Annotated in this window: 17 protein-coding genes; 2 read left to right on the top strand and 15 right to left on the bottom strand. The window is 54.0% G+C overall.

What is annotated here, in order from left to right; genetic code table 11:
- Positions 1-473 precede the first annotated feature (473 nt).
- The 7 genes from FTO74_RS09910 to FTO74_RS09870 form a co-directional block, all read right to left on the bottom strand.
- Positions 474-2,222, bottom strand: coding sequence for a PAS domain S-box protein (locus FTO74_RS09910; RefSeq protein ID WP_162538001.1), 1,749 nt, complete (start codon positions 2,220-2,222; stop codon positions 474-476).
- A gap of 791 nt (positions 2,223-3,013) precedes the next feature.
- Entirely contained in the window at positions 3,014-3,493 is a 480-nt protein-coding gene (locus FTO74_RS09905; protein ID WP_162538000.1) for an Rrf2 family transcriptional regulator, read from the bottom strand.
- Between the two features lie 216 nt (positions 3,494-3,709).
- Positions 3,710-4,639, bottom strand: a complete 930-nt coding sequence (locus tag FTO74_RS09900; RefSeq protein ID WP_162537999.1) for an AraC family transcriptional regulator — start codon at positions 4,637-4,639, stop codon at positions 3,710-3,712.
- 871 nt (positions 4,640-5,510) lie between these two features.
- On the bottom strand, positions 5,511-5,984 hold the full coding sequence (locus tag FTO74_RS09885; RefSeq protein ID WP_162537997.1) for a hypothetical protein: 474 nt from the start codon (positions 5,982-5,984) through the stop codon (positions 5,511-5,513).
- The gene (locus FTO74_RS09880; RefSeq protein ID WP_162537996.1) at positions 5,936-6,748 is read right to left on the bottom strand and encodes a hypothetical protein; all 813 of its coding nucleotides are present in this window, start codon (positions 6,746-6,748) and stop codon (positions 5,936-5,938) included. The genes FTO74_RS09885 and FTO74_RS09880 overlap by 49 nt, the downstream gene beginning before the upstream one ends.
- A gap of 808 nt (positions 6,749-7,556) precedes the next feature.
- Positions 7,557-10,937 (bottom strand): TonB-dependent receptor, encoded by a 3,381-nt coding sequence (locus FTO74_RS09875; RefSeq protein WP_162537995.1) that lies wholly within the window; start codon positions 10,935-10,937, stop codon positions 7,557-7,559.
- Between the two features lie 425 nt (positions 10,938-11,362).
- A complete protein-coding gene (locus tag FTO74_RS09870) occupies positions 11,363-12,604 on the bottom strand; it encodes a glycoside hydrolase family 27 protein (protein ID WP_162537994.1) in 1,242 nt (413 codons plus the stop codon).
- A gap of 166 nt (positions 12,605-12,770) precedes the next feature.
- On the opposite strand from FTO74_RS09870, the gene FTO74_RS09865 reads away from it, so the two are divergent.
- Positions 12,771-14,105 carry a hypothetical protein gene (locus FTO74_RS09865; protein WP_162537993.1) on the top strand — a complete coding sequence of 445 codons (1,335 nt, stop codon included), beginning with the start codon at positions 12,771-12,773 and terminating at the stop codon, positions 14,103-14,105.
- Between the two features lie 231 nt (positions 14,106-14,336).
- Here the strand turns inward: FTO74_RS09865 and FTO74_RS09860 are convergent, their stop codons facing one another.
- The 3 genes from FTO74_RS09860 to FTO74_RS09845 all read right to left on the bottom strand — a co-directional run bounded on the left by FTO74_RS09860 (position 14,337) and on the right by FTO74_RS09845 (position 17,470).
- Positions 14,337-15,260 carry an NADP-dependent oxidoreductase gene (locus FTO74_RS09860; protein ID WP_162537992.1) on the bottom strand — a complete coding sequence of 308 codons (924 nt, stop codon included), beginning with the start codon at positions 15,258-15,260 and terminating at the stop codon, positions 14,337-14,339.
- Between the two features lie 12 nt (positions 15,261-15,272).
- The gene (locus tag FTO74_RS09855; protein ID WP_162537991.1) at positions 15,273-15,752 is read right to left on the bottom strand and encodes a nuclear transport factor 2 family protein; all 480 of its coding nucleotides are present in this window, start codon (positions 15,750-15,752) and stop codon (positions 15,273-15,275) included.
- 1,139 nt (positions 15,753-16,891) lie between these two features.
- The gene (locus tag FTO74_RS09845; RefSeq protein WP_255462167.1) at positions 16,892-17,470 is read right to left on the bottom strand and encodes a YceI family protein; all 579 of its coding nucleotides are present in this window, start codon (positions 17,468-17,470) and stop codon (positions 16,892-16,894) included.
- A gap of 180 nt (positions 17,471-17,650) precedes the next feature.
- Between FTO74_RS09845 and FTO74_RS09840 the strand changes: the two genes are divergently transcribed.
- Positions 17,651-18,256, top strand: a complete 606-nt coding sequence (locus FTO74_RS09840) for a TetR/AcrR family transcriptional regulator (RefSeq protein ID WP_162539806.1) — start codon at positions 17,651-17,653, stop codon at positions 18,254-18,256.
- Positions 18,257-18,444: 188 nt separating this feature from the next.
- Here FTO74_RS09840 and FTO74_RS09835 read toward each other — a convergent pair whose 3' ends face one another.
- The 5 genes from FTO74_RS09835 to FTO74_RS09815 form a co-directional block, all read right to left on the bottom strand.
- Complete coding sequence (locus tag FTO74_RS09835; protein ID WP_162537989.1) at positions 18,445-19,266, bottom strand: alpha/beta hydrolase; 822 nt, start codon at positions 19,264-19,266, stop codon at positions 18,445-18,447.
- Between the two features lie 108 nt (positions 19,267-19,374).
- Positions 19,375-19,830, bottom strand: a complete 456-nt coding sequence (locus FTO74_RS09830) for a DUF4126 domain-containing protein (RefSeq protein ID WP_162537988.1) — start codon at positions 19,828-19,830, stop codon at positions 19,375-19,377.
- 129 nt (positions 19,831-19,959) lie between these two features.
- Entirely contained in the window at positions 19,960-20,538 is a 579-nt protein-coding gene (locus FTO74_RS09825; protein ID WP_162537987.1) for a TetR/AcrR family transcriptional regulator, read from the bottom strand.
- Between the two features lie 198 nt (positions 20,539-20,736).
- Positions 20,737-21,528, bottom strand: coding sequence for an alpha/beta hydrolase (locus FTO74_RS09820; protein WP_162537986.1), 792 nt, complete (start codon positions 21,526-21,528; stop codon positions 20,737-20,739).
- A 703-nt stretch (positions 21,529-22,231) separates the two neighbouring features.
- Complete coding sequence (locus tag FTO74_RS09815) at positions 22,232-23,035, bottom strand: response regulator (protein WP_162537985.1); 804 nt, start codon at positions 23,033-23,035, stop codon at positions 22,232-22,234.
- Positions 23,036-23,155 lie beyond the last annotated feature (120 nt).

The raw sequence follows: 23,155 nt of genomic DNA, 5'->3' as shown, positions 1-23,155 counted from the left end.
CTTGTGCAGGTAAATATATGTATCGTCGGAGCCGATATAAGGCAGGTAATAGAACAGCTTTATGCGGCTGGAGTCAGCGCCATCAGAGGCGCGGCTACATACATCCGCTTCGTCTCAAGATCTGACTCTTTCGGCTCCATCCTTGAGTAGTACCCGGCCTTCCCGCTCGGTAGTACTTATTCTGCGTGAATGCCTGGGCTTCGTTGTCACATTTATGTCACAACTTTGTCCGGCCCGTCTCACCGCTAGTACACTTGCGGACTATTTCCAATGCCACAACGTACTGGAGACGGGTTTTTCTATATCCCAGTGGGCTTCCTCACAAATCAGACGGCGACTAGTGTGATGAGGGGCGCGCCTTTGGTGCCTGCAGACTCGACGAGGTCGGAGGTTGTGGCGGGTAGCGCTCGTCCTGTTCGTGCTGGGGCATGGTTTTAACAGGATAGCCGGTACCCCCGTAAATTTTCGCCTGTCTACGTGGGTGTTATAACTTCCTCAGGTGTCTCAGTTTCAATCGGAATCGTGAACGAGAAGACAGTGCCGGATGTAAATGCCGGGGAGGCCCATAAACGACCTCCATGAGCCGTGACGATGGTCCTGCAGACCGAGAGGCCCATCCCCATGCCGTTTTCTTTGGTTGTAAAGAAGGTCTCAAAAATCTTCTCATGATCTAAAACTCCGGTGCCGGAGTCTTCGATCTCGGTCAATATCGAGTTGTCGTCGATCCGCCGAGCACGGATCATGAGATTCTTGGACCGACCTACAACTGAGTGCATTGCATCGATCGCGTTTGAAACGAGATTGAGCAGGACCTGTTGCAGTTGAATGGGATCGCCTAACATCGGCGGAAGGTCGGGTGCAATTTGCAACTTAGTCCGGACGCCTTCCTTTTGAGTTCTGGGCTGAAGCAGAGCCAAAACTTCGCCTACGATCTTTCGAAGTGCAACCGCTGATTTCTGCGGTTCCGCGCGTTTGAAGAGATTGCGGAGACCCTGAATAATTTCAGTTGCATCCTTCCCATCGCGAACGATCCGTTCGGCAGCTGCTTTAGCGTTGTCATGATTGGGTGGGTTGGTTCCCAACCAACGAAGGCTGGATTGACCATTCGCCACCATAGCAGCAAGCGGCTGGCTAATTTCGTGAACAATAGAAGCAGCCAGTTCTGACGCGACTGCGATCCGAGAGGCTATCGCAAGTCTCGTCTGCGTCTGGCGCAATGACTCTTCTGCTTTTTTCCAGGCGCCTATGTCAGTTATCAGGCCATACCAACGAACGACCTGCCCATCCGGGCCTATGAGAGGCTCCACCGCAGAGTGTATCCATCCGTAGGTGCCATCTTCCAAGCGATGCCTGCAGTCGAATGTGTAAGGCTTCCCAAGAGCAGCGCCCTCTTTCATCTTCGAGAGCACGAACTCCGTTTCGTCTGGGTGTAGCCCGTCCCTCCAGACACCACGTTTAACGTCCTCTAGGGTGAACCCGAAAAAATCCATCAGATGACGATTTGCATAGTCAAGCTCGCCATCTGGAGGCCGACTGTACACCAGGCCGGGAATCGTATCGAGCGTGAGGCGCAGGCTCGCCTCACTTGCCTCAAGTTGCGCTTGCATACTCTTGCGGTCTGTTACATCCCGCAGAAAGATTGTCGTCTTGTCTGCAAACTGTCCCCAACTGGACTCTACATGGAATCGGCTGCCATTCTTATGGAGAGCCAGAAATTCTTCGGTCTGCGATAGGCTGAAAGCTAATTCAGGAAGCAGGCGCGATATGGGGATGCCAAGTAACTCCTCTTGGGAATAGCCGAACATCTTCACTGCGGCAGGATTCAAGAATCGAATTAGCTGCTGGTCGCTTACGATGAGGATGCAGTCCGGGCATGTTTCTGCAAGCGCGCGAAACTCCATCTCCCCCTGCAGCCTGGAACGATCGGACTGTTTCTTCGCGTGTATCAATTCGGTTGCGAAGAGCATCGCTCCTACGAATACCGCAAGTCTCTCAACTGAATGGGAGGTCATAGCGAAGCTGAATCTAGGTTGCAGAAAAAGGTAGTCGAAAGGAATAAGCAATAAACCAATGGCGAAGAGGCTCTCCTTTCTACCGAGAAAGAGGCTCGTAACCATCGCTGCGATGAGAAGGCTTGACCCTGGCTCATCCAGGTAATAACCGACAAGCACGGCAGACGCGCAAACAAGTATCGTAAATATGCAAGCCTTAAGATGCGCCAAGATTCGGTGGATCCTTTCTAGCGGAAGGTAGGGGACTGAAAAGCCTGCAAGGTGTTCAGTTCAGGGGTAGTTCGCTGAAATTATCGCTCACGCAGCACTGCCCGCGGTAGTCAGTGCGACTTGGCCACCTATAGAAAGTGATAATTGGCAGCGTGGATCGGAGGGGCTACCATTAACCACGAAGCGAATTGCAGTGACGGGTGCCAGGAGCCAACCGATGATTGCAGTGATTGATGCAGCCTCCAATGTACGACATGCTTGCTTCAATGCATTGACAGGATTCGGGCATTCGGTACTCGTCCCCCAATCGCCGGAAACCTATATCAACCCCGGCGCCCTTTATAGCACCAATCTCCTTATGCTCGGAAGTCCCAGAGTTAAGCGGACGAGATCTGAGCCACTGCTATGGGCCCGTGCCGTCAGGCCGCACTTACGAACAGTTCTCATCGGCCTAGTGGAGACCCAGGTAAAGTATTTATCCGAGATGTTTGAAGCAGAGTGGGCCTCGTCACCTCAAGGCGGTATCTGAGCGGAGATAGCGATCTGGGGAGCAATGGAAGAGGGAATCGAGTCAGGCTTTCGAGGTCTACGCTGCCAAATTTCCGCTTCTGCTTGAAGCAGTTCTATCAGACATCAGGAGCGACCTAAGACTTCGCAGAATTGGTAGATCGGGCCTCGGAAAGACATTAGCTCTACTTCGAAATCTGCTGGGAAGCGGCGTGCTAAGCGCCGGCAGTTTCGACGCGAGAGATCGATCTCACTCCTGTCGTAGGGTAGTGTTCATCGTCGCGCTATCGCCTTGATAGGCGCTCTTGCTTCGCCCTGCCAGAGACCTCGGTCACGGCCGCGCGGCGCTGGAGCTCCGTTAGCGCCTGAAGGAGTGTGCGTCTTCCCAGCGTCGATTGGACAGCTTCCTCTGCGTCGTCGATGAGTTCTTCGAAGTAGCTCTGGACATTCGAACTGACTAGGCACCGGTGCGGGATTCCCGTCCGTGGCGCCCAGATTTTCTTGTCTTTGACTACGGAGCGATAGATGTCACGCAACGTGATCTTGTCCGGAGTCCGAGCCAGACGCACGCCCCCAGTCTTGCCCATAATCGAATCTACAAGTTTGTCTTGAACAAGTGGCACAAGAAGCTTGCGCACAAAGCTTGGATTTGCACCGAGACTCTGAGCAAGCTGAGAAGAACTCAGTTGAGGAACCGCCTCTTGTTGAGCCAGCGCCAGACTCAGCATGATCTGGAGCGCAGTGGGAAACTGAATGTCGATCATGCTGGAATCCTTGTGACGTAGTGGTGCCGGAGCATAGATGCGCCGTGGAGCGCAATCTTATCTGTATGTATTATAGTTGCATAAAGTTGATGGATAATCGCGGGACAAGCCGCGAGTGATCATTCGCATCGAGGCTTCCCTCTGCGGCCGGTCGCGATATTCGGTCAGCCTCAGTTGCGTGGTTTCGTCTGAATTCGTCGCGTAACGAATCGAATCTCAGAGTCCTTTAGTCCTGCCGGAGGTGCTGCGCCGCCATGTTCCCGGACTGATCCCGTAAAGTCGTTTGAAGGAGCGGGAGAGGGCTGATTGGTCCGTAAATCCACACCGGGCGGCGATGTCGGCCAGGGACAGGAGAGAATCGCTCATAAGACTCTTGGCCCTGTCTACGCGCCTCTCGGTCAACCACCTATGAGGCGGTTTGCGAAAGGTCTTTGTGAAGGCACGTGCGAAGTGGCCTAAAGACAGATCGCAGGCTTCCGCAACTTGTTGAAGAGCAATGTTTCCATCGAGATGCGCATCCAGCAACTCTGTTGCCCGTCGCCTCTGCGAGGGAGAGAGCCCCCCGCGAAAAGTTAGAGACGCTTGCGTAGCTTTGCCATAGGAGCAGACGAAGTGGCAGTTCAACGCCTGCAAGACATAGTCCAGAAATAGCCTTGAGCTAAGGACGGGATGGTCTAGGGCGCAGACGAGAGATTGTCCGAGAGAGTGAACAACAGGATCAAAGGCTCCGTGAGGCCAAACCAACTTTTCTACCCTGGACGCGCCGTGAGCATAAGCAAATTCATCCAGCGCGGTTTGCGTGATATGCAGAAGCAAGGTGTCGAAGGGATTGGGGAGCAGGACAGCTGGCTGATCCACTAGGTTGATTGCGCTGACGCCACCAACAGGGTATGGGCCGCTTGATACTTTTTTCGTACCCAGGAATTGCTCGATGAAAGGGATTGCCTTGAGTTGCAGCGCAACGATGTAGCCATGCTCTCCAACGACCGGTCGCGCTAGTCCCGGTAGTCCGCAGCTGCTTTGGAGTCTGGCAAATGAACATGAGGCAAGATTAGACACCTTGACTTCAGCAGTGGGCAGATCCTTTAAATACATGGTTTCAGCAAGCTGATCCCAGACAGTGGGGACGTTGATCAGGGCATCCATGACTTAGACTTCCCTCAAATTCCTCAGAGCGCACATATAGGGTTCTATCGACTTCTCTCCGAATGCAGGTCAGCCTTTGTTGATTGCAGATGACCTCGACATCAGTGATTATATCGAACTTAGCCTACCATCTAATAGATAGTTTTATTTTTGACAATCTTGTGACAATTGAGCCCGGAGCAGTTCAAAGTGTACTCTGGGAAAGTTTTCCCGCGGCGTTTACTCATCCTCGTGACTGCGCCCGCACGCCGTCCTGATTCAAGAGGTCCAGGATCTGGTTGCCGTAGTCACGGCCTCCGCCCAGTTTATGCATTGTGGGAGAGAATGGGTTGTATCTTCCAGTATGTGAGGGAACGCCATAGCCATTCCATTGGGCCGAAGTTGAAATAACGCAGCCAGATCGAGCAGCTTACGAGATTGAAGATCCAAACAGCAAACACGACATAGTACAGCTGGTAGTACTCGAACTGGCCGTACAGCTTCCACGGGCCCAGAGGAAACGAACTGAAGGAGGATACTTGTCGCGAGATAGTTAGTAAGCGCCATCTGGTCAACCGATGCAAGAGGCTTCGTAATAGACCGAACGGCACTGCTCTTGATCACCATGAGCACCACGGAGGCTATGGCGATAGATCCTCCGATGCGGGTCAGATTAACGGGAGGACTCTCCAAGGCGACTCCATGCCCGTGCTGAGCTATTCGTTTGAATCATGTGCTCCCTTGCCATTGAAAATGAGATAAATGCGCGTCTTATCGGTTGTGTAGATCTGTTGTCTGCCGGTTCAGGTTGGCGCCGGTCCAGTCGCAACCGCATGCGCCAAGGTCCCAAAGCCAGGGTAGCGAAGCTTTTCGCAGATTTGTCCTGACCCAGTTACGCTTCAATCGGAATCGGTACGCAGGCTTCTTCGAGCTTCCTTTCAGTACGTTCCAAGAGATCAGGTATTGGGATCCAGCTGGTATGGACGAGTCTTATTGAGTCGTCAATGGACGTGACGCCGACTGTCTGTTCGTGTGCATGGCCGCGTAGAAAGACTGGGGCCCAAAGCGACTTAATCGTGAAACTGCCAAAGCCTGGGGCAAGGGGCACTGTGCTTAGGTTGAATATCATCAGCTGTTCAGAGAATGCAGCGTAACTAAATGCAAGCGCTTCCACAACGTTCATATTGCCGGCCATAGCCTCACTGATTGCTGTGATGATGGGCGCGTTACCCTCTGCTGTCTCGAACGGAAGTAGGGTTTCTCGAACTACGCGCGCCAGTTCCCAAAGGTTACCGCCGGAGTTCGCTTCGATGACGGTCACCGCTTTGGAAAAGGCGTCCACGCACTCGTCGGTGAGCCCCAGCAAGCTGCGAATATTGACAGGCGAAAAGATCCGGAGCGGATTGTCGCGCCACATATGGTCGATTTCTCTACCTGCCACTGCGATGGCTGCGCAGAGGATGTCGTGGATGGCGGTGTTTTCCTGCCGGCAAGCTTGCGGATTCTGCTCGTTAGTTCGGCGGAAAGCGCGCGGCTCTCTACGTGTACTGGGGCCTGAGCGAGCATTTTTGCAAGCTCTTGAGAGAGCACGGCACCTTGCTCGGACGAAGTACGTACCGGGACACCGACAATCTCATCCAGCGAGCGTGGGAAAGCCTGCCGTTCAAGACGATCACCGGAAAGTGCTCTAAGCAGGTCCCGCAACAGGAATACGGACGCCGCGCCATCACCGATGGCGTGGTGCAGCACCAAAAGCACGAAGGTCTTTTCTGGCTTGTGGATCAAGACGACGCGAATGAGGGGAGCATTGGTTGGGTCAAACGGCATGCGAATCTCTCTCTCGGATTCACGTTCCCATGTCGTATCTCCTTCGGCGACCCTCAGCGGAATGGGGTGACCTTCAGCACGCACGAAGTGGGGAACGCGGCTATAAGTTGAATCGATGGAGACGGACAGCATAGGATGGCATTGCTGCAGAGCGTCGAGCGCGACACGCCACTCTGCGATCGCAGTGCTGCCATCGACCTCGGCAACCAAGCAGAATTGTTTTGGCGAGCTATGACCAAATAGCCATAATAGTTCTTCAATAGCGCCGAGAGGACGCACTACATCAACAGAGTTTACCGACATGGAGAGCTTTCCTTTTGTCACCAAGTCGCACGTGTCCATCACTGCGAATCTGTCGGACAGATTGCAACTAGCGTGCTGAAGAGACGATGCTATTGGCGCGTTGACACAAGAGTGTCAGGCGAGCAGTCGAATGTCTTGACATCAAGCAACCCGCCCATTGCACGACTTCAGGACTATGGCCTGCTAAGCGCGAACAGAAAGCCTGATAGGACACCGAAATAGCTCAACCTATTTTCATTCATTAATGAGGATAGGCTTCGCTAGAGCATTCGATCTTGGCAGAAAGCAACATGATTTGGCTATTCCTGATGCATTGTTGATAGTCAACTGGCCAAGGAGGCAAGTATCGCTTGAGGATGCTGCATATAGCAGAATTGTCGAATGCGCATTTTTCACTCTCGCACTGAAGAGCGTTGCCCCATCTTTACGCGAAACCAAAGCTGCCGCATCGTGTGAAGAGTAATGAGAAGATCAGTTCCTCCACTAACTGGTTTGCATTCGTTGATAGTTGAGAAATTCTTTACGAGTTCTTGCGGCATCCCTTTGTTCGTTTCGGGTGTTCAGGTCCAGACCGAAACCAACGAGGTGCCATTCAGCCCGGTTCTGATTTCGCTCTCATCAACTCGAGAGCGACCGCAAGTAAGGACGTGCGGAGTATTCTATTCCCCCGCGGAGTAAGAAGGGGAACAGATGAATGCAGCTAACCCAACGAGCTCAACGGCAAGGATCGTGGCACTCCGAACTTTATGCATAGGATCCTCTGGACGTTGACACGGCCGGCTGGGATCAACTGACCGCGTCGTCGTGGTTAGAACAGAAACCGCGTCCCGAATTGAATCTGCCTTGGCATGCTTACATTGCTCGGGATGCCGAAGCTGGCATTGTCAGCGTTCGCCCCGATCGTTGTGAAGCGATGCCGGTTGAACGCGTTGAAGAACTGGGTATAGAAGATCCAATCCAAGTGTTCCGTGAGTTGCGTATGTTTAGTGACCGCAAAGCTCTCCGACAGTACCGGAAAGTTGCGGATGTTTGAAGACGACGGGGGGAGATTGCCGAATGAATCGACGGGGTCGGTGAACGCCGCCTTATTGAAGATGCTGTCCATGGAGGGATCAGTCGGGTTCAGTTTCCCATTCGAGATATGGGTCAATGGGTCGGCACCTGGAACCAGGTTAGGCCTCAGATGGCTATTGAAGATGGCCAGATTGTTCGTAGCTGTTATCTCGATCGGGAAGCCGCTCTGGTAGCGCTGAATGCCGGAGACTGCCCAGCCGTTGGCAAGATGCGAGGCAAGGCTCGAAGCAAAGGTAGGCTGTTGTTTCAAGTTGAAGGGTAGCTCATAGGTGTAGTACAGGTTTAGCGCATGGTGAACGTCCTGCTCCATGAGAGACCACTCCGCCCGAGGGTTGTACTGGTTCTGCAGGGAGTTGTTGACGCCTCCGTTTCCGGCCAACGTGGGGTTGTTGTAACCCATGTTCTTCGAGAAGGTGTAGTTGGCATTCAGAGCCAGACCGAACGAGGTGCGTTTGCGGATAATAGCCTCGCCACCGTTGTATTCTGACGCTCCCACCTTGGCCGCCTGAGAGGTGAGCGTCGTGTACTGGGGATAGGGGCGAAGGGCCTGCGCCACCGATCCGGTGAACCCTGAGTAAGGCAGCACGATGCTGGCCTTCTTCGCATCAGATGAAGTCGCTGACTCCGTGAGCAGTGTGCCTAACGCGAGATATTTCGGGTCGACCTGGTTGATGTTGACCATATTCGGTGCTACCTGCCGCGTGTTATGCACGCCCACGTAAGCCAACTCAAGCAGAAGATTCGGCGTCAGTTGATGCTGAAGGCTAAGACTCCATTGCTGTGTACGGGGCATGGCGTCGACATGAGGCCCGTAGTACGCTTGATTTTGGCCGTTTCCGGCGGTTGGCGAAAGATTCGGGCCTTGAGGGAGATTCACATTCGGCCCCTGGCTGAACACAAATGCGGGATTTACACCGTTGTTCGGAGTCGAGAAGCTGGTAGCCACCTGAAACCCAACCTGTGAAAGCGCCGTATTGGGCAGGATGTCACTGTAGTAGATTCCGTAGCCGCCACGAAGTACGATGCCGGGATGCACCTGATAGGCGAAACCAAAGCGTGGACCGATGCCGGTGTAGTCTGTCGGGAAGAGATTGGACTTGCCGATTCCGACAGGAGGAGGTCCAGCGAAGACAAGAGCGCCAGGCAGGTTGCCAGCTCCCGGATTCGGTGTCGTAAGGCTCACGATGCTGGTTCGATTGTCCTTCTCGGTCGGTGCGCCGGACCATTCATAACGGAGTCCAAGGTTCACAGTCAGCTTCGTCGTCGCCTTCCAATCGTCCTGCACAAAGAACCCGGTGTAGTGCTTCCTGGTATGCAGAGGACTGGAATACGCAATGGATGCAGTTTCTACCTGGCCTAACAGAAAGCTCGCGAACCCATCCCCCGTGCCACCGGTGCTCTGAGGATTCGCCGTCTCAAGAGTAGCGAATCCATAGGTGCTGGTCGGCTGAATCGGGTTGTTGTCGTTGTATTGTGCGGCCCGGAACTCTCCTCCGAAGCGAATGCTATGTTTCCTCACAGTCCACGAGAGGGCATCGCGGTATACGAAGTCGTTTTCGGCCTGATTGCTGGAACTGATGTTACCGATCGTCGCGTAGCCGTTGGTGAAGGTTATCGAGGGAAACAGACCTCCAGTGATCTTGGTGAGGGGCTGTGCCTCCGGATAGCTACTGGCGTCAGCAGTGGGATTCTGCAGGTTGGTGAAGCGGTTGAATCCAAACACAAGCTGATTCAGGAGGCTGCTTGATAGGATCCAGTTGTACGCAACGCGAGCTGTGTGCGAGCCGACGAGTTGATGGATACCTGTTGTGAGCGGCTCAGGAAGCGGCGACGTGGTTTCGAGGCGGGGGATATAGGTTCGAATGTAAGTTACGCTTACACGATGATTGGGCCGGATCTCCTCATCGACCTTCGCGGTGTAGGTATCGGGATTGAGAAGAACCTCCCCATCCCAGTTGCCATAGTTCACGGTGCTGCCCGTCGGCTGGTTTGGACTTGGAAACAGCTTCAAGAGCTGCTGGGCAAGCGGATCGAAGTGGGTAATCTTGTTGCTCGGGAATTGAGTGCGTACAAAACCAGTTCCCTTGGGATTGGGGGCGGTCGTCGCGGGATCGTAGATCTTCCGGCTATAGGTGCTGAAATCTCCCTGAAGCTCCTGAGGCGTCGGCACCTGCGCGGTGTCGAAAGTGTCAGCTCCGCTTTTTCTGGACCCGCCGTAGGCAAAGAAGAAGAAGGTGCGATCTCGACCGTTGTAAAGGTGCGGGATCGAGAGAGGTCCGCCTATTGTCGCGCCGAACTCATTTTGATGGGTTGGAGCCAGTTGGTTTCCGCCGTGCTTGGCCAGCCAGTTGTTTGAGTCGAGGGCGTTGTTGCGGAAGTATTCATAGATCGAGCCATGCCACTGGTTCGTTCCAGACTTAACCGCAAAGCTGCCAACCGCGGCGCCCGTGTGGCCGTAGTCCGCGGGAAGTTGCGTCGTGGTGATCTTGAACTCACGCATCGCATCGACGGCAGGAGAGGATTCGGTGTAGTTGCCGATGATACGGGTTTGGCCGCCCGGTATACCGTCGACCAGGAGTTCGGTGTTCCAGATATTGCTGCCATGCACAGCGATGACGTTGGTAGCTCCCGTATATTCCTGGCCGTTGAGTTGCAAGTTGCCCTGCACGCCCGGCGCGAGATATACAAACGAGGTTGGGCTTCGAATGCGGCCCACCTGTTCAAGCGGAAGCTCAAGGTATTGTTTGCCGCTGATCTCGGTCGCGATCTCGGCATTGTTTTCCTGGGTCAGATCGGAATCCGTAACCGTGACGGTTTGGTTGCTTCCGCCAGGCTGTAGCTTGAAGTCGACGCGGACTGGGGTATCTACAAAGAGAGTGATGCCGGTCTTTTCCGTCGATTGGAAACCCGAAGCTTCGGCCAACACCGTATATCGTCCGGGTGGAAGTGCGGCAGCCTCGTAGTTGCCGCCTGTGTTCGTCTCAAGCCAAGTCACCACGTTAGTATCAAGGTCGTGCACTGTCACATGAGCGCGTTGCACCAAAGCCCCGCTGGTGTCGGTAACAGAGCCGGTGATCTGAGCTGTCTGCGCGAACATGCCTGGGGCGATCAGCATGAACAAGCAAACGAGGTGTTGTTTTCGGAATCGTATCGCAGTTTTCATACAGCCTCTCGGAGAGCATTTAGTTAGTGCGTTATGTGGTTCTCGCCTCGTTGTTCCTAGAGCGGAGTGCAACCGCACTGGAGAAGAACCCAGAAGCAAATGTGAAACGCTTCAACGTCTAGAGCTCGCTATTGGACGGTGAGAGTTACGGTAGCCGGATGCGTGAGACCATTCGCAGAATCCGCCGTTGCGACATCAAGGACATCGCACCTGCGAGAAAAAGGCCAACCAATCGTCGGCAATCGAGCCCCATAAACTTTTGAACACGGGCTGGCAATTCGGAACAATCGATGAATCACATCTATCTGGGAAGCGCATCACTGTCCTTCTCCTTCTTACTTTCGTCCTGTCGATTTTCTGCATGATCTTCGTGTCTGCTAACGTGCTGAGGGACTCACCCGTAGCAGAACGACGCCGTGTCGCGGAATAAGAAATTTTTGAGATGGGGAGAGCGGAGGGAGAGTCGTGTCCCGCCATATATCCTTTACCGGTCCTGTTGATGCCCATCCGAGCAGACTCAGGTCCAACGTCATCCAACTTGCCCCTGCGTTACGGTTGAAGATCCCAACCGCCTTGGAACCATCCTCGAGGTCGCGTGACCATATCTCGACCGGTCCCTGAGCCAGCAACCTGTCCGCCTGCTTTCCTGCAGGGTCCTGATCGATCGCAATCGATCCGCAATTCGTCAGGACCGCGAGCATCTCAGGAGTTGTAGCCGAGGGATCGTTTCCCGCCAGGAGCGGAGCGGCCAGAAGGCTCCATAGAGACATCTGGGTTCTGGCTTCATCAAGGTCCAGACCTTTGTTGCCGATCTCCAACATGTCGGGGTCGTTCCAATGGCCGGGGCCGGAGAATCTGGCAAGTCCGGCCTGCGCGAAACCTATCTCGGTGATACTTTCGTACCTGTCCCGAACGTCGTCTCCGGTTCTCCACATGTGGATGCCGATCGAGGGTGCCCAGGCCCAGACGCTCGACATGCCGTGCTGGCTGATGCTCAAGAGGATAGGTCTGCCGGCTTTTTCGAGGGCCAGATGCATCTTGAGGTAGGCGGCTCTCATCATCTCTTGTGCCACCACCGGGTCTCCCTGAGCTTTTTCCGCTAGCTCTTCCCGGAAGCTACAGACGTCGTACTTGAGAAAGTCAACGCCCCATTCTGCGAAAGTCCGAGCGTCTTGGTCTTCGTGTCCCGCGCTTCCTTCAAAACCGGCGCAGGACTTGACGCCAGGAGTGGAGTAAATACCCAGTTTTAGTCCACGAGCGTGGACATATTGAGCGAGACCTTTGATATCGGGGAAGCGGTCGTTTCCGTGCAATTGCCCTGCAGCATCTCTCTGCCCCTGCCAGCCGTCGTCAATGTTCACATAGACGTAGCCTGCGTTCCGCATGCCTGATGACACGAGAGCATCGGACACTCTCTGGACATCACTTGCAGAGATAGCTTTGCCGAAATGATTCCAACTGTTCCACCCCATGGGCGGGGTGGCCGCGAGGGAGGTCGGTACGAAGTCCGGCTCAGCACCGTAGGCGGTGCGGCACACAGGTAGTAGGGAGATGAGGAAGATCAGCAGGAGAGACCCAGGGAAACGATGTACTGTTGGGATGGCAGTCTTGGTGGTCATTCCCTGCATCTTGTATGGGATATTGGTTCACAAAACAGGAGGCACACGGAGGTAGAAGAGGTGTCCCACCTGAAAGACATGGCAAGTCGCCTGAAATGTCGAAACTTGTAATCTTACATACATACAGGAGTGGAAAAATATTCCAGCAACTTACAAAGGAATTGTTTTGGATGTCCTTGAACATTCTCAGGACCGTGTCGAATTCGTTTATAACGGCTCCCCCATCGACCCGCAGTGGATCGCTCTTCAACGAACATTAACAAGTCGACAGTTCGTACGTTCAGTTCGCCTGAGTTCCTTCCTCCTCTATATAGGTATCTGTGCGATCGAAGACCGTCGCGACGAAATTACAGAGCAGCAAATTGGTCTTCACGTCTTTAAGCGGCCTGCCGACTACAACCCTGGTGAAGATGGAATTGTCCGGACTACTGCTCGCCAGCTCAGGCAGCGCTTGGCCGTCTACTACCAGGAAGAGGGAAGGTCCGAGCCGATTCAGATTGAGATTCCCCGTGGTGGCTACATTCCTGTCTTTAGGACGCGCGTCGACACCGCTGCCAGTCAGGAGCCGGTCTCGACGCCCGAGATTGTGAAGCCTGAAGAACTATCCCCAACTGTCGATGAGCCGCTTTCGAGCGAACGGAGAGGCAGACGTATTCCGTTGCAGTTTGTGTATCCAGTATTGGCATTCACGCTGGGAATCCTCTGCACGGTTCTGGTTCGTCACGTGATGTCCCTCTACGGCTACCCCAAGTCTGCCTCAAGCTCTTTGTGGAATGTTCTGTTTACGGCGAACCGGTCGACCCTGTTCGTCCCGGGAGATGCCGGCTTGAACATGTACAACAATTTGGCCCGCACAGAGGTTCCGGTCGGAGACTACATAATGGGTTCCTATCTACGGGAGCCTGCTGCGCAAACTCCTCACGGTTACGACTGGAGCCCTTTTGCCGAGCGACGCTATACGACTATTGTCGACCTCGAATTCACCAGCCACCTCTCCAACCTTCCCGAGTTCCGATCCGATCGCTATAGTGTTCGTTTTGCGCGCGATCTTCGCCTCTCTGATTTCCGCAACCTCAATCTGATTCTGACCGGAGCGCCTACGTACAACCCTTGGGTTGAGTTCTTTGACCGAAATCTCAACTTCCATATTGTGTACGACGGAATCACAAACGGAATGCGCGTGATTAACCGGTCGCCTCAGCAAGGAGAGAGGCCCGAATACGCCTGGTCGTCGACCGATCCGACCCATCGCGGCTACGCATATGTTGCACTTGTGGACAACCTTCACAATGATGGCAAGGTTCTTCTGGTCGAGGGTACGACGATGGCTGGTGTCGATGCAGCCGCTACATTCTTATTCATCGACCCACGGATGACTAGCATTTTGAAACAGGCCACGGACGGGGCGGGCAAGGTACGCAGTTTTGAGGTACTGCTTGGAGCGAGCGTAATTGACGGCGGGAGCCCCAATGCAGCGCTCATAGCTACTCGCATTTATTAGAGTCGGGAGCCCCGTTCGTGCGATTCCTGCACCTTATTCACCAATGCGCAACCCGATGGTCGGTCGATTCTAGTGACCATCGGGTTACACACGTTCACATCACCATTGCTGCGTTCGCGCTTGCGGAGGGTTACGCAGACGCCAATCGAAAACAGGCAGTTTGAGCGTGACCGTTTCATTTACGCTACTTCGAACATTTGGCATGGCCAGGGCCCACTGTTCCAACTGAGTCTATCCATCTACTTCCAGTACGACCTTGCCGGGAGCATTCCTTCCGTTTCGAAGTGCCTGCTGAGCAATAGCAGCATTGGCGAGTGGGTAGGTTGCGGCTATAGGAACAACAAGGGCGCCTGATTCAACAAGTTCGACAAGCTTCATCAGATCTTGCTGATTGGCGCGCGCAAACACCGTTTTTGTATCCGGCGCAGCTCCAGCGATTGAGCACGCGCGGACGCCCGCTCGGCCAAGCTGCGCATTGAGGGAAAGAACTCCACGTCCCACGCAGTCGAAGATGGCATCGACGCCCGAGGGGATGATTTTGCGGACATCTTCGACGAGTCGGTCCCCATACACAACCGGTTCCACGCCGATCGAGCGTAGATAGCTATGATTGCTCTCTGAAGCGGAACCGACCACCTTCGCTCCTCGGGATAGCGCGATCTGCGCTGCAATGGAACCGACACCTCCCGAAGCGCCATGAATCAGCAATGTTTCGCCTTCCCGGATGTTAAGCGCATCCACAATCGCCTGGTAGGCGGTAAGGCCCGCAAGCGGTAGAGCAGCAGCGTGCGCCCATGTGGCATTGCGCGGTTTTCGGACGAAGGATGACACGCCGGCCGATACCTTTTCAGCATAGGTGCCATGCCGCAGGATCTCTTCTCGCACAAAGCCGATTACCTCATCTCCAGGGACGAACTCCGAAACGCCGGCTCCCGCGTGTTCCACAATACCGGCTACGTCCCAGCCTGGAATCACAGGAAACCACGCGTCCATGATGCTGTCGCCCAGTCCCTCCTGTAGGACGTGGTCGGCAGGATTTAGCGCGGCTGCTTTCACACGAATTAAAACATTAGTCTGCGAAAGTTTCGGCTCGGGGACCTCTGTGAACTCCAAAACTTCAGGGCCGCCGTACTGTCGATAAATAATTGCTTTCATTTGTCCCCCTCACTATCCTGGAAACGCCACGGGCATATCGAGAACAATGCGCAGCGTCTCGAATTTCCAGACGCCATCGATACGGCGTAGCGTGGGGCGATAGTATCCCGATTCGATCGGAGTTACGGTTCCCTGTGCGCCGGTCGCGCCTTCTGGCCATCCGGTGGAAGGACGTTCTTTGCCGATCACGCTGAACACAATAAATTGTGCGTCCATCTGCGCCTCATCCCCGTTGATCTCGATGATTGGGTCATGTGTCGTATGGTGACTCCAGCCACGTGGGGGATGAGGACTCATCATATGGGCCACAGCGCCGGCGATCGCGTCCTGTCCGACCAACTCTCCAAGGGGTTCGAGCTTGCCCGAGTTGCTGTAGAAAATTTCTACTCGGCCATTTGGAGCGAATTGTGCGGCCACTGCAGCCCCATCCCTTGCATCCGATCCACGTACATATTTAGCCAAAACCTGCTGTACCGCTCGTTCGTCAGTCATCGTTGTCTCCTCTGTTGGGTTTGGTTTGAAGTTCATAGCCTTTGTTCATATAGCCGGGCCTTCGCGATAGAGAAGGCTGCGGTCCGTCTATATCTGTAATCACAACACACTAGGCTCATAACTGCAACCATAATAAATACACATAGTTTTTCTCTGATTTTATAAGAGTTGAGTTCGCCGCTTCCAGACCTGAGGCGCACGGTAGTTTGGAGCGGCTCTCACCCAAAACACTTAAGCAAACGGCGTGCCACTCTCATAAGTTACGCGTGGAAAAGTTCTGCGCATCATCGCGATGCGGTACTCGAAGAGCTATTCGCTTACGCTGATGAACTGGATCGGGAACAGAAAAGTTCACCGTTTCTATGGCCAACTATCTCAGGTCGCAACGGGCGACCGTCATGAACCCGGAAATTGCCAGGGCAACCGTGTGTTCTTGCAGGTGAACATGGAACAGGAAATCTAACCAGATTAGGTGCTAGTGCGGCACCTAAGAAAACCGACAAGAGTGTGAATATCGGTCGCCTATTCGGAAGATGACCTAATGAGTCGCGCGGCGGCAAAGTCTCTTTGGATGACTCCATGTGGAGAGCCAGGAGACGATGGAGGAGAGCGCAAGTATCCTTTTGCACTAAAAGGAGCGCCGTGCGAACTTGAACTAGATCGCACAGCGCATCCTTTCGGCCCAAGCATACCCTTACGTTTGATTCCGTCGATTGCTCTCAGAGTGCGGCATGGCTGCCATCGCACAGAACGCCATGAGCACTATGCTTGCATCCGCAGAAATAGACTGTCTTGGACTCCGTCGCATCGAACTTTACGGGCGTGAAGTCCGTGCCCTGATGACTGCCGTTGCAAAAGGGCTGGTTTGTGCTGCGCCCACAGGAACACCAGTAGTAGCTCTTCCCGGCTTCAACGGGAACGGGATAGGGACCTTTTTGCGCAATGACTGGTTCTGACATAGTGATTTCTCCAAAAGGGGTAGTGGAAATTGGGTTGTAGTTCGTAGCTGCCATCGAAGGTAACGAGACGACGATTCAGCAATCTCGCCCGATCTTCCTTCCGGGCTCGCTCAACGTTAGCAATGTGTCGACAACGTCGAGCGAGATACGGAAGAACGAATGCTAAGAATGATTTCGGGCTTACTTCTGATCCATTTCAACGTCGAGAGTGATCTTCACTTCATCGCTGACAACGGCATTTGGGTATTTGCTGCCAAAGTTAAAGTCTGCGCGTTTGATGGTTGTCGTTGCCTCGAGGCCGGTGACCAACCCTCCCTGCTGGCCCTTCTGCGGTGCAGCTGGTCCGACGACATCAAGTACAACGGTTTTGGTCACACCCGCCAACGTCAACTCGCCGGTAACTTTTACTCCTTTACCAGAGCGTGACGCGGAAGTGGATTTGAAGGTGAGGGTAGGGAACTTCTCGATATTGAAGAGGGTTTCACCTCGTACATCCTTGTCGCGATAGGCGTTGCCTGAATTGACAGTGGTCGCGTCAAGGACAGCATCTACTTTGTCCTTGGAGGGGTCCTTGGGGTCCCATACAACCGTCCCCGTGACGTTCGTGATGGCGCCACGGACGGTAGTCACGGAGAGATGGCGGACCTCAAAGTTGGCTTGGGAATGAACAGGGTCGATCGTCCAGGTGTTCTGGGCAATTGCTGGGAAGGTCGATGCTGCAAGGAGCGCCAGCATCGTGATACGTAGTCTCGTCATCATAAGTTCCTCATTTGCTGAATGTTAGTGACCATTGCATTTGCGCACCTTGACTATGACGCCACAAGGGTATTCGACAAATGATGGTTAACCATCATTTGTATATCAATAACACGGCAAATGTTTGATAGGCAACAAATGTTTATTATCTTTCGATCGAGTTCTATAATTATGTTTGTGGACATGAGCGAATCTGATTCTAAGAGCGTTGACCCGCGGATTAGACGCAGCCGTTTGCTTCTGCAGGAAGCGCTTCTGCGGTTGCTAAAGCGCAAGACCTTTGAAGATGTATCGATTCAGGACGTAGCTGAGGAAGCTACCGTCAATCGTGCGACTTTCTATGCCCACTACCCAGACAAGTACGCGCTGCTCGAATGCACCACGGCATCCCGTTTTCAGGAGCTACTGGATGAACGGGGTGTGGTCTTTGACGGTACTTGCAGCACTGCTCTGCGGATGATGCTGGTCGGCATTTGCGACTATCTTGAGGCGACCCGGGCAATGCAGTGTGGCGAGCAACTATCGATGGATCCCCATTTGGAGTCCGCTATCACACGCGTTGTCCGGCAAATAATCCTCAGCAGCCTCAAGAAGCAATCTTGGACAAGTTCTATCTCTACAGAAATGACCGCGGCAACCGTGACCTGGGCGCTCTACGGGGCTGCGAAGGAGTGGGTTCGAACCCCCAACAGAGTGCCAGCGGAAAGAATTGCCGACGACATCTCGCGGGTTGTGTTCCCCTTGCTCCAGCCTGAAAGTGCAAGGGCCAACTTCGCAAGAACAGAGTGAAGTTGGCGATGTATTGAGTCAACGCAACTGCTCCTGGCGTTTCGTTACCTCAGGAACTGTACAAGGCGGCGACACACGCCCCGATTGCTCTTTAGGCCCGCGATCCGCCGACGAGCAACGGTGCGCTTGAGATATCCGTGCTCCGACGCCTTGTTGTGGAGTGGGAGCACGGTCAGTATCGCGCAGGTTTATTCCGTCATCATTTGTGGTTTCAGGGAAGTTGCCGCACTTTCAACGAAAGTGGAAACGTCGGTGGGATGACTGAGCATGGACAAGTGGCCGGACTGTAGGGTGATCGTTGTGGCGTTCATTCTCTTCGCCATCGTTGCCTCGAGTGTGGGGGAAATGGCTCTGTCATTGCTCGCGATGATGTACCACGAGGGAATGTTGTTCCAGGCCACCTGTGTTGCGGGTGCACTGAATGCCGTTGCGGAGAGCGGCCCTTGCGTTGCCGCAATGGTTACCTGTTCTGCTGCGGGGAGATCCTGTGCAAAGTCAGCGGCAACGCCAGCATTTGTGAGAGTGAGAAACCCGGAGGCGTCCTGCTGAAGATCTCCAGCAATGGGCGTAGCCGGAACCGTGTTATTCAGGGATAGAGCGGATTCACCTGCAGCCGGCGCGTATGCGGAGACGTACACCAAGCCTGCAACCTTGGGATCGACGCCTGCCTGTGTAATGACCATGCCTCCATACGAGTGGCTTACCAACAGAGTTTTTCCATTCTCTCGCGCTAGAGCCCTTTGAACGACTGCGACGTCATCGGCAAGAGACGTAAGTGGAAGTTGCACTGCCGTTACGTTGTATCCGTCGGCGGCAAGATTGCTAATGACCTGGTTCCAGCACGATCCATCGGCCCATGCCCCATGTACGAACAATACATTTTGCACGCCGGTGGGGCCTGCTGCATGCACCGGTTGGATATTCTGCGTAGAAGAAGTACAGCCGAGGAGTGCCAGAGTGAGCGAAGCGAGAGCGTAACGTGACTTTCTAAACAGAGATAGAGCGAGCATCGAAAATAGTCCTTTTCGTTGATTGCACTTCTAGTTAATAGAGGTCATGGGTGAGAATGAGGTGAGTCCTCGATTGCGTCGAAGAAGCAATCGAGGACCTGCGTTCATTTAGTGCAATGCCACAAAAGCCAGTACGATACCAATAGCGTCCTCAAGCAACGCGGCAGGCAGATCGCGTCCAAACAGTTTCGCAGCGAGGGCTCGCCCCTTGGCGCCCGCGAATGTTCCGACCACGCTGCCGATGATTCCAACGATGACTCCCAGGATGAGCTGTCCACCCGAAAATCCGATAGCCGCTCCCGTGAGCCCGCCCATCACAACGCGGGCGATGAACTGAGGTGGTACAAGGCGGCTAGGGGTCTTGGGCAATTTATCATTGATGATTTCCCCGAGGGATAGCAGGCTCGTGATGTACGGAGTGAAGCGAAATCCAAGAAAGGAAAGCCAGCTTCCCTGAAGTTGGAGTCGTTGGCAGCTGGCTGCCCAACTCACCGCAGCGAGACCAAGAAGAGCTCGCAGACCGCAGACGAAACCTAACACGAAGGCAGAGATCAGAACGGGCATTTTGTTCTCCTTTAGAACGGCGATTCCGTGAATCGCTAGGTAGTGGGGCCAGAGCCCATTTGAATGTTGCGACCTGCCAGACGGAAGCTTGGCAAGACGATAGAACTTAAGGGAATGATCTGGGCAGCATCATTCCCTGGATCGAAAACTATTCAGAGCTCCTTCGGTGATTGAGTGGAAAAGCGCCGGAGAACCTAGTGCGCGCGCGGAGAGCATCGCTCCGTGTACCAACGCGACAAAACTCTGTGCCTCCATCTCCGCACTGCGCCGCAGTTGGATGTTCCCGCAGATGGCCCCTTCTTTGAGCGTGCGTTTGACCCATAAGAGGAGAAAGTCGAAATGCTGTTTTACCTCGACCTGGATTTCATCGGGCAGAGCGGGCAACTCAGCACTAAGTAGCGCTGCAATGCAGATCGGTCGATGGTTGTTGTGGATGCACTCGACCAAATGGTGGATGTACAACTTGAGCCGTCGCAGAGGATCAGCCTCAGCGTGATCCAGACCTCCGACCGCCTGGACAAGGCTCGCGCGAGATTCTTTTAACGTTGCAACAGCTAGATCTATCTTGGACGGATAGTGATGGTGAATGCTTGCCTTACGGATGCCAACTGATTCGGCAATGTTTGCATAGCTGAAGCCGAAATAGCCTCTTTCGGCCATCAGATCATGTGCCGATTCTCGAATTCGACTTGCAGTATCGTTGTTCATTATTGAGGAAACTATCTACTAATAGGTTTTTTGCTGCATGTTTTGAACTAGCTTTTGAGTCTGAAAGAGGCGTCCAACGTTGCCCCAATAGAGACCACATGTTGAATCACGGACTCTATATCCTCATGCTTGCATCGCTCTCTCCGGTGGAGCTGAAAGAATCAGCATCCTCCGGAGAGAAAGCGATGTTGGATGATGCTATTTCGAGCCGGACTTTGCCGCCGCGTCGATGATCACTTCCGCAACCTTTGCGGGCTTGGAGAGCATGATCACGTGGCTGGACGGAACGGTCACTGTTGTCGCACCGATTTTCTTTGCCAGATTCGCTTCGAGGATAGGCGAGATTGCCCGGTCATTTCCGCCAACGATGAACCACGACGGTTTGGACTTCCAAGCTGGATTCGTAACCTCGCCCTTCATGGCTGCCGCATTTGCCGGCACCTGAGTCGCGGTTAGAATTGCGATCTCTTTGGCTGAAAGATCCTGCGCGAAGTCCTCTGCAACGCCTTTGGGCGTCAACTTGAGAAAGCCGCTCTTGTCGGGGCGCAGCTCCGCGCCGATCGGTGTAGGAACGCTCATAATGAGTCCGAGAGCCGACTCACCCTTGTCTGGAGCGACGGCTGACACATACACGAGTCCAGCCACTTTAGAATCGTTCCCGGCTTCGGTGATCACGGCTCCACCGTACGAGTGACCGACGAGCACTACCGGCCCATCCTCAAGGTCAATGGCGCGCTGTGTAGCCGCGACGTCGTCCGCGAAGGATGTTAGTGGAATCTGCACCGCAACGACGTGCAAGCCCTTCGCCTCGAGCAAGGGAATCACCTTTGCCCAACTCGAACCGTCTGCCCACGCCCCGTGTACGAGAAGCACCGTTTTTGCGCCTGAAGGGGTTTGCGCTTGTGCCGTCGCCTTCGCGGCAGCACCGGTGATCGCGAGTAATGCGGCGCATGCCACCAAACCGTTCCGAACGAACTTCAATACTTGCATTGTCTTTCTCCTTGATGAAACCGTGAAGATCAGCACCAAACCTAAGACGACGGGAAGCACTCACCTGCTGATGAGAAGCGTAGAGGCGTATTAGGTCGGGCGCAATTATCACTTTGTATAGGTCTTGTCGTGTGTTTACCTGTTATCAACTGCGCCCGAGTTCACAATCTCCGCGGAGCGCTTACGATCGCTGTCCGTTGCATCTTCTGAGGCTAGTCTCGGTAAATGATCATTACGAGCAGCGCGAAGAACTTGCCCACCATGTTCCGAACAACCTTCAGTGCCTGCAAAGTGCTTCCCCTTGAGAAAGAGCCGATCTGGATGAGCTTAGAGTAGAGTTTTGGCCCCATTCGTACGGAGCCAAAAGCGCAAAATACCACTCTTAGCGTCACCTCGGTCGCTCTGTTCCGTTTCTAAAGCTAGTCTTTAGAGTGGGAGGTAATCTTGGCAAAAAACAACATGGCTTGTCGATTTCTGATGTGATTCTGTGTCCCATCTCGATGGGAACTTCTCGGCGAGTGGGGAGCATCGGCTTCAACGGGGTAACGCCGAATGGTCCTGTTTCATGAACTCATTCATGCTTGTCTCACTTCACAAATTGGGCTTCGAGAGGCGGTGTTTCAGCGTCGGCGTTGAGGAGGATGAGGAGAGGAAGCGCCGATGGTTCCAAGACTCTCTTCCTTGATAAGGACAAGCCGCGTACCTATTCAGTCCAGCTCCTCGGAGCGGCCTTTGCTCCTTCCGCTCGGGTAGCCGTCGGGCCCCAGATCAGTGAGGTGGTCGTGGTGCTGGATGAATTGGTTTGCTGCCAATGAGGGATGTGGAGTTTCATCGACATTCTGACTAGTTCTGCGAATGACTTTGCCTGAGTCTTTCGCATGACCTGTCCTCGATGCATCTGCAAGGTCACCGTTGATATGCCGAGAACCGATGCTGCCTGTTTGTTTAGAAGGCCGCCGAGGAGCAGTGGCAATATTTCCCGCTCTCGAGGCGTCAGCAGCGAAAAGCGCTTTTCCAGCGTCGCTATCTCAGTTTTTCTCAGTCTCGATTCTCGATCGCGAATGAGCGCAGCGCGAACTGCCGAGACCAGATCCTGAAAGTCAAACGGCTTGATCAGAAATTCTATGGCCCCCGCTTTTATCGCACTAACGGCGGAGGCGATTTCACATTTATCGCTTATGAAGATCACAGGCGGGTCATCTCTCTCCGCCAGCCGTTGCTGCAAGTCCAGCCCACACAGATCCGGCAGGCAAAAGTTGAGGATGACGCAGGCTGCGGTGTCTCTTCTGATGTAGTCGAGGTACGCTCTCGCTGAGGCAAAAGCCATTGTCTTGAGATCATGCGCAGCGAGGGATTGTGGAATCTCTTGTCGTACGCGTGGGTCGCCTTCCACGAGATAGATCATGTCGCAGAGCTGCTCAGGACAGAAACGGCCGTATGTACGAGGAAATATACGATCAGCCAGCGGAACAGAAGCCATGTCGTCTTCGCAATCAATAACCTGCACGCGAGAACCACCTTTCACATGGAACGGGGAGACTGTCTCAGCGAACTGCTGCTAGTAGTCAGTATCCAGATCCTTCGCGCGAGGTGAACCTCCCATTAGGTCGAATCCGCCTCTCTCTTT

It is taken from the genome of Granulicella sp. WH15 (assembly GCF_009914315.1).
GTDB lineage: Bacteria > Acidobacteriota > Terriglobia > Terriglobales > Acidobacteriaceae > Edaphobacter.
The sequence above is the reverse complement of the archived record's forward strand: the minus strand, read 5'-3'. Positions and strand labels throughout refer to the sequence as shown.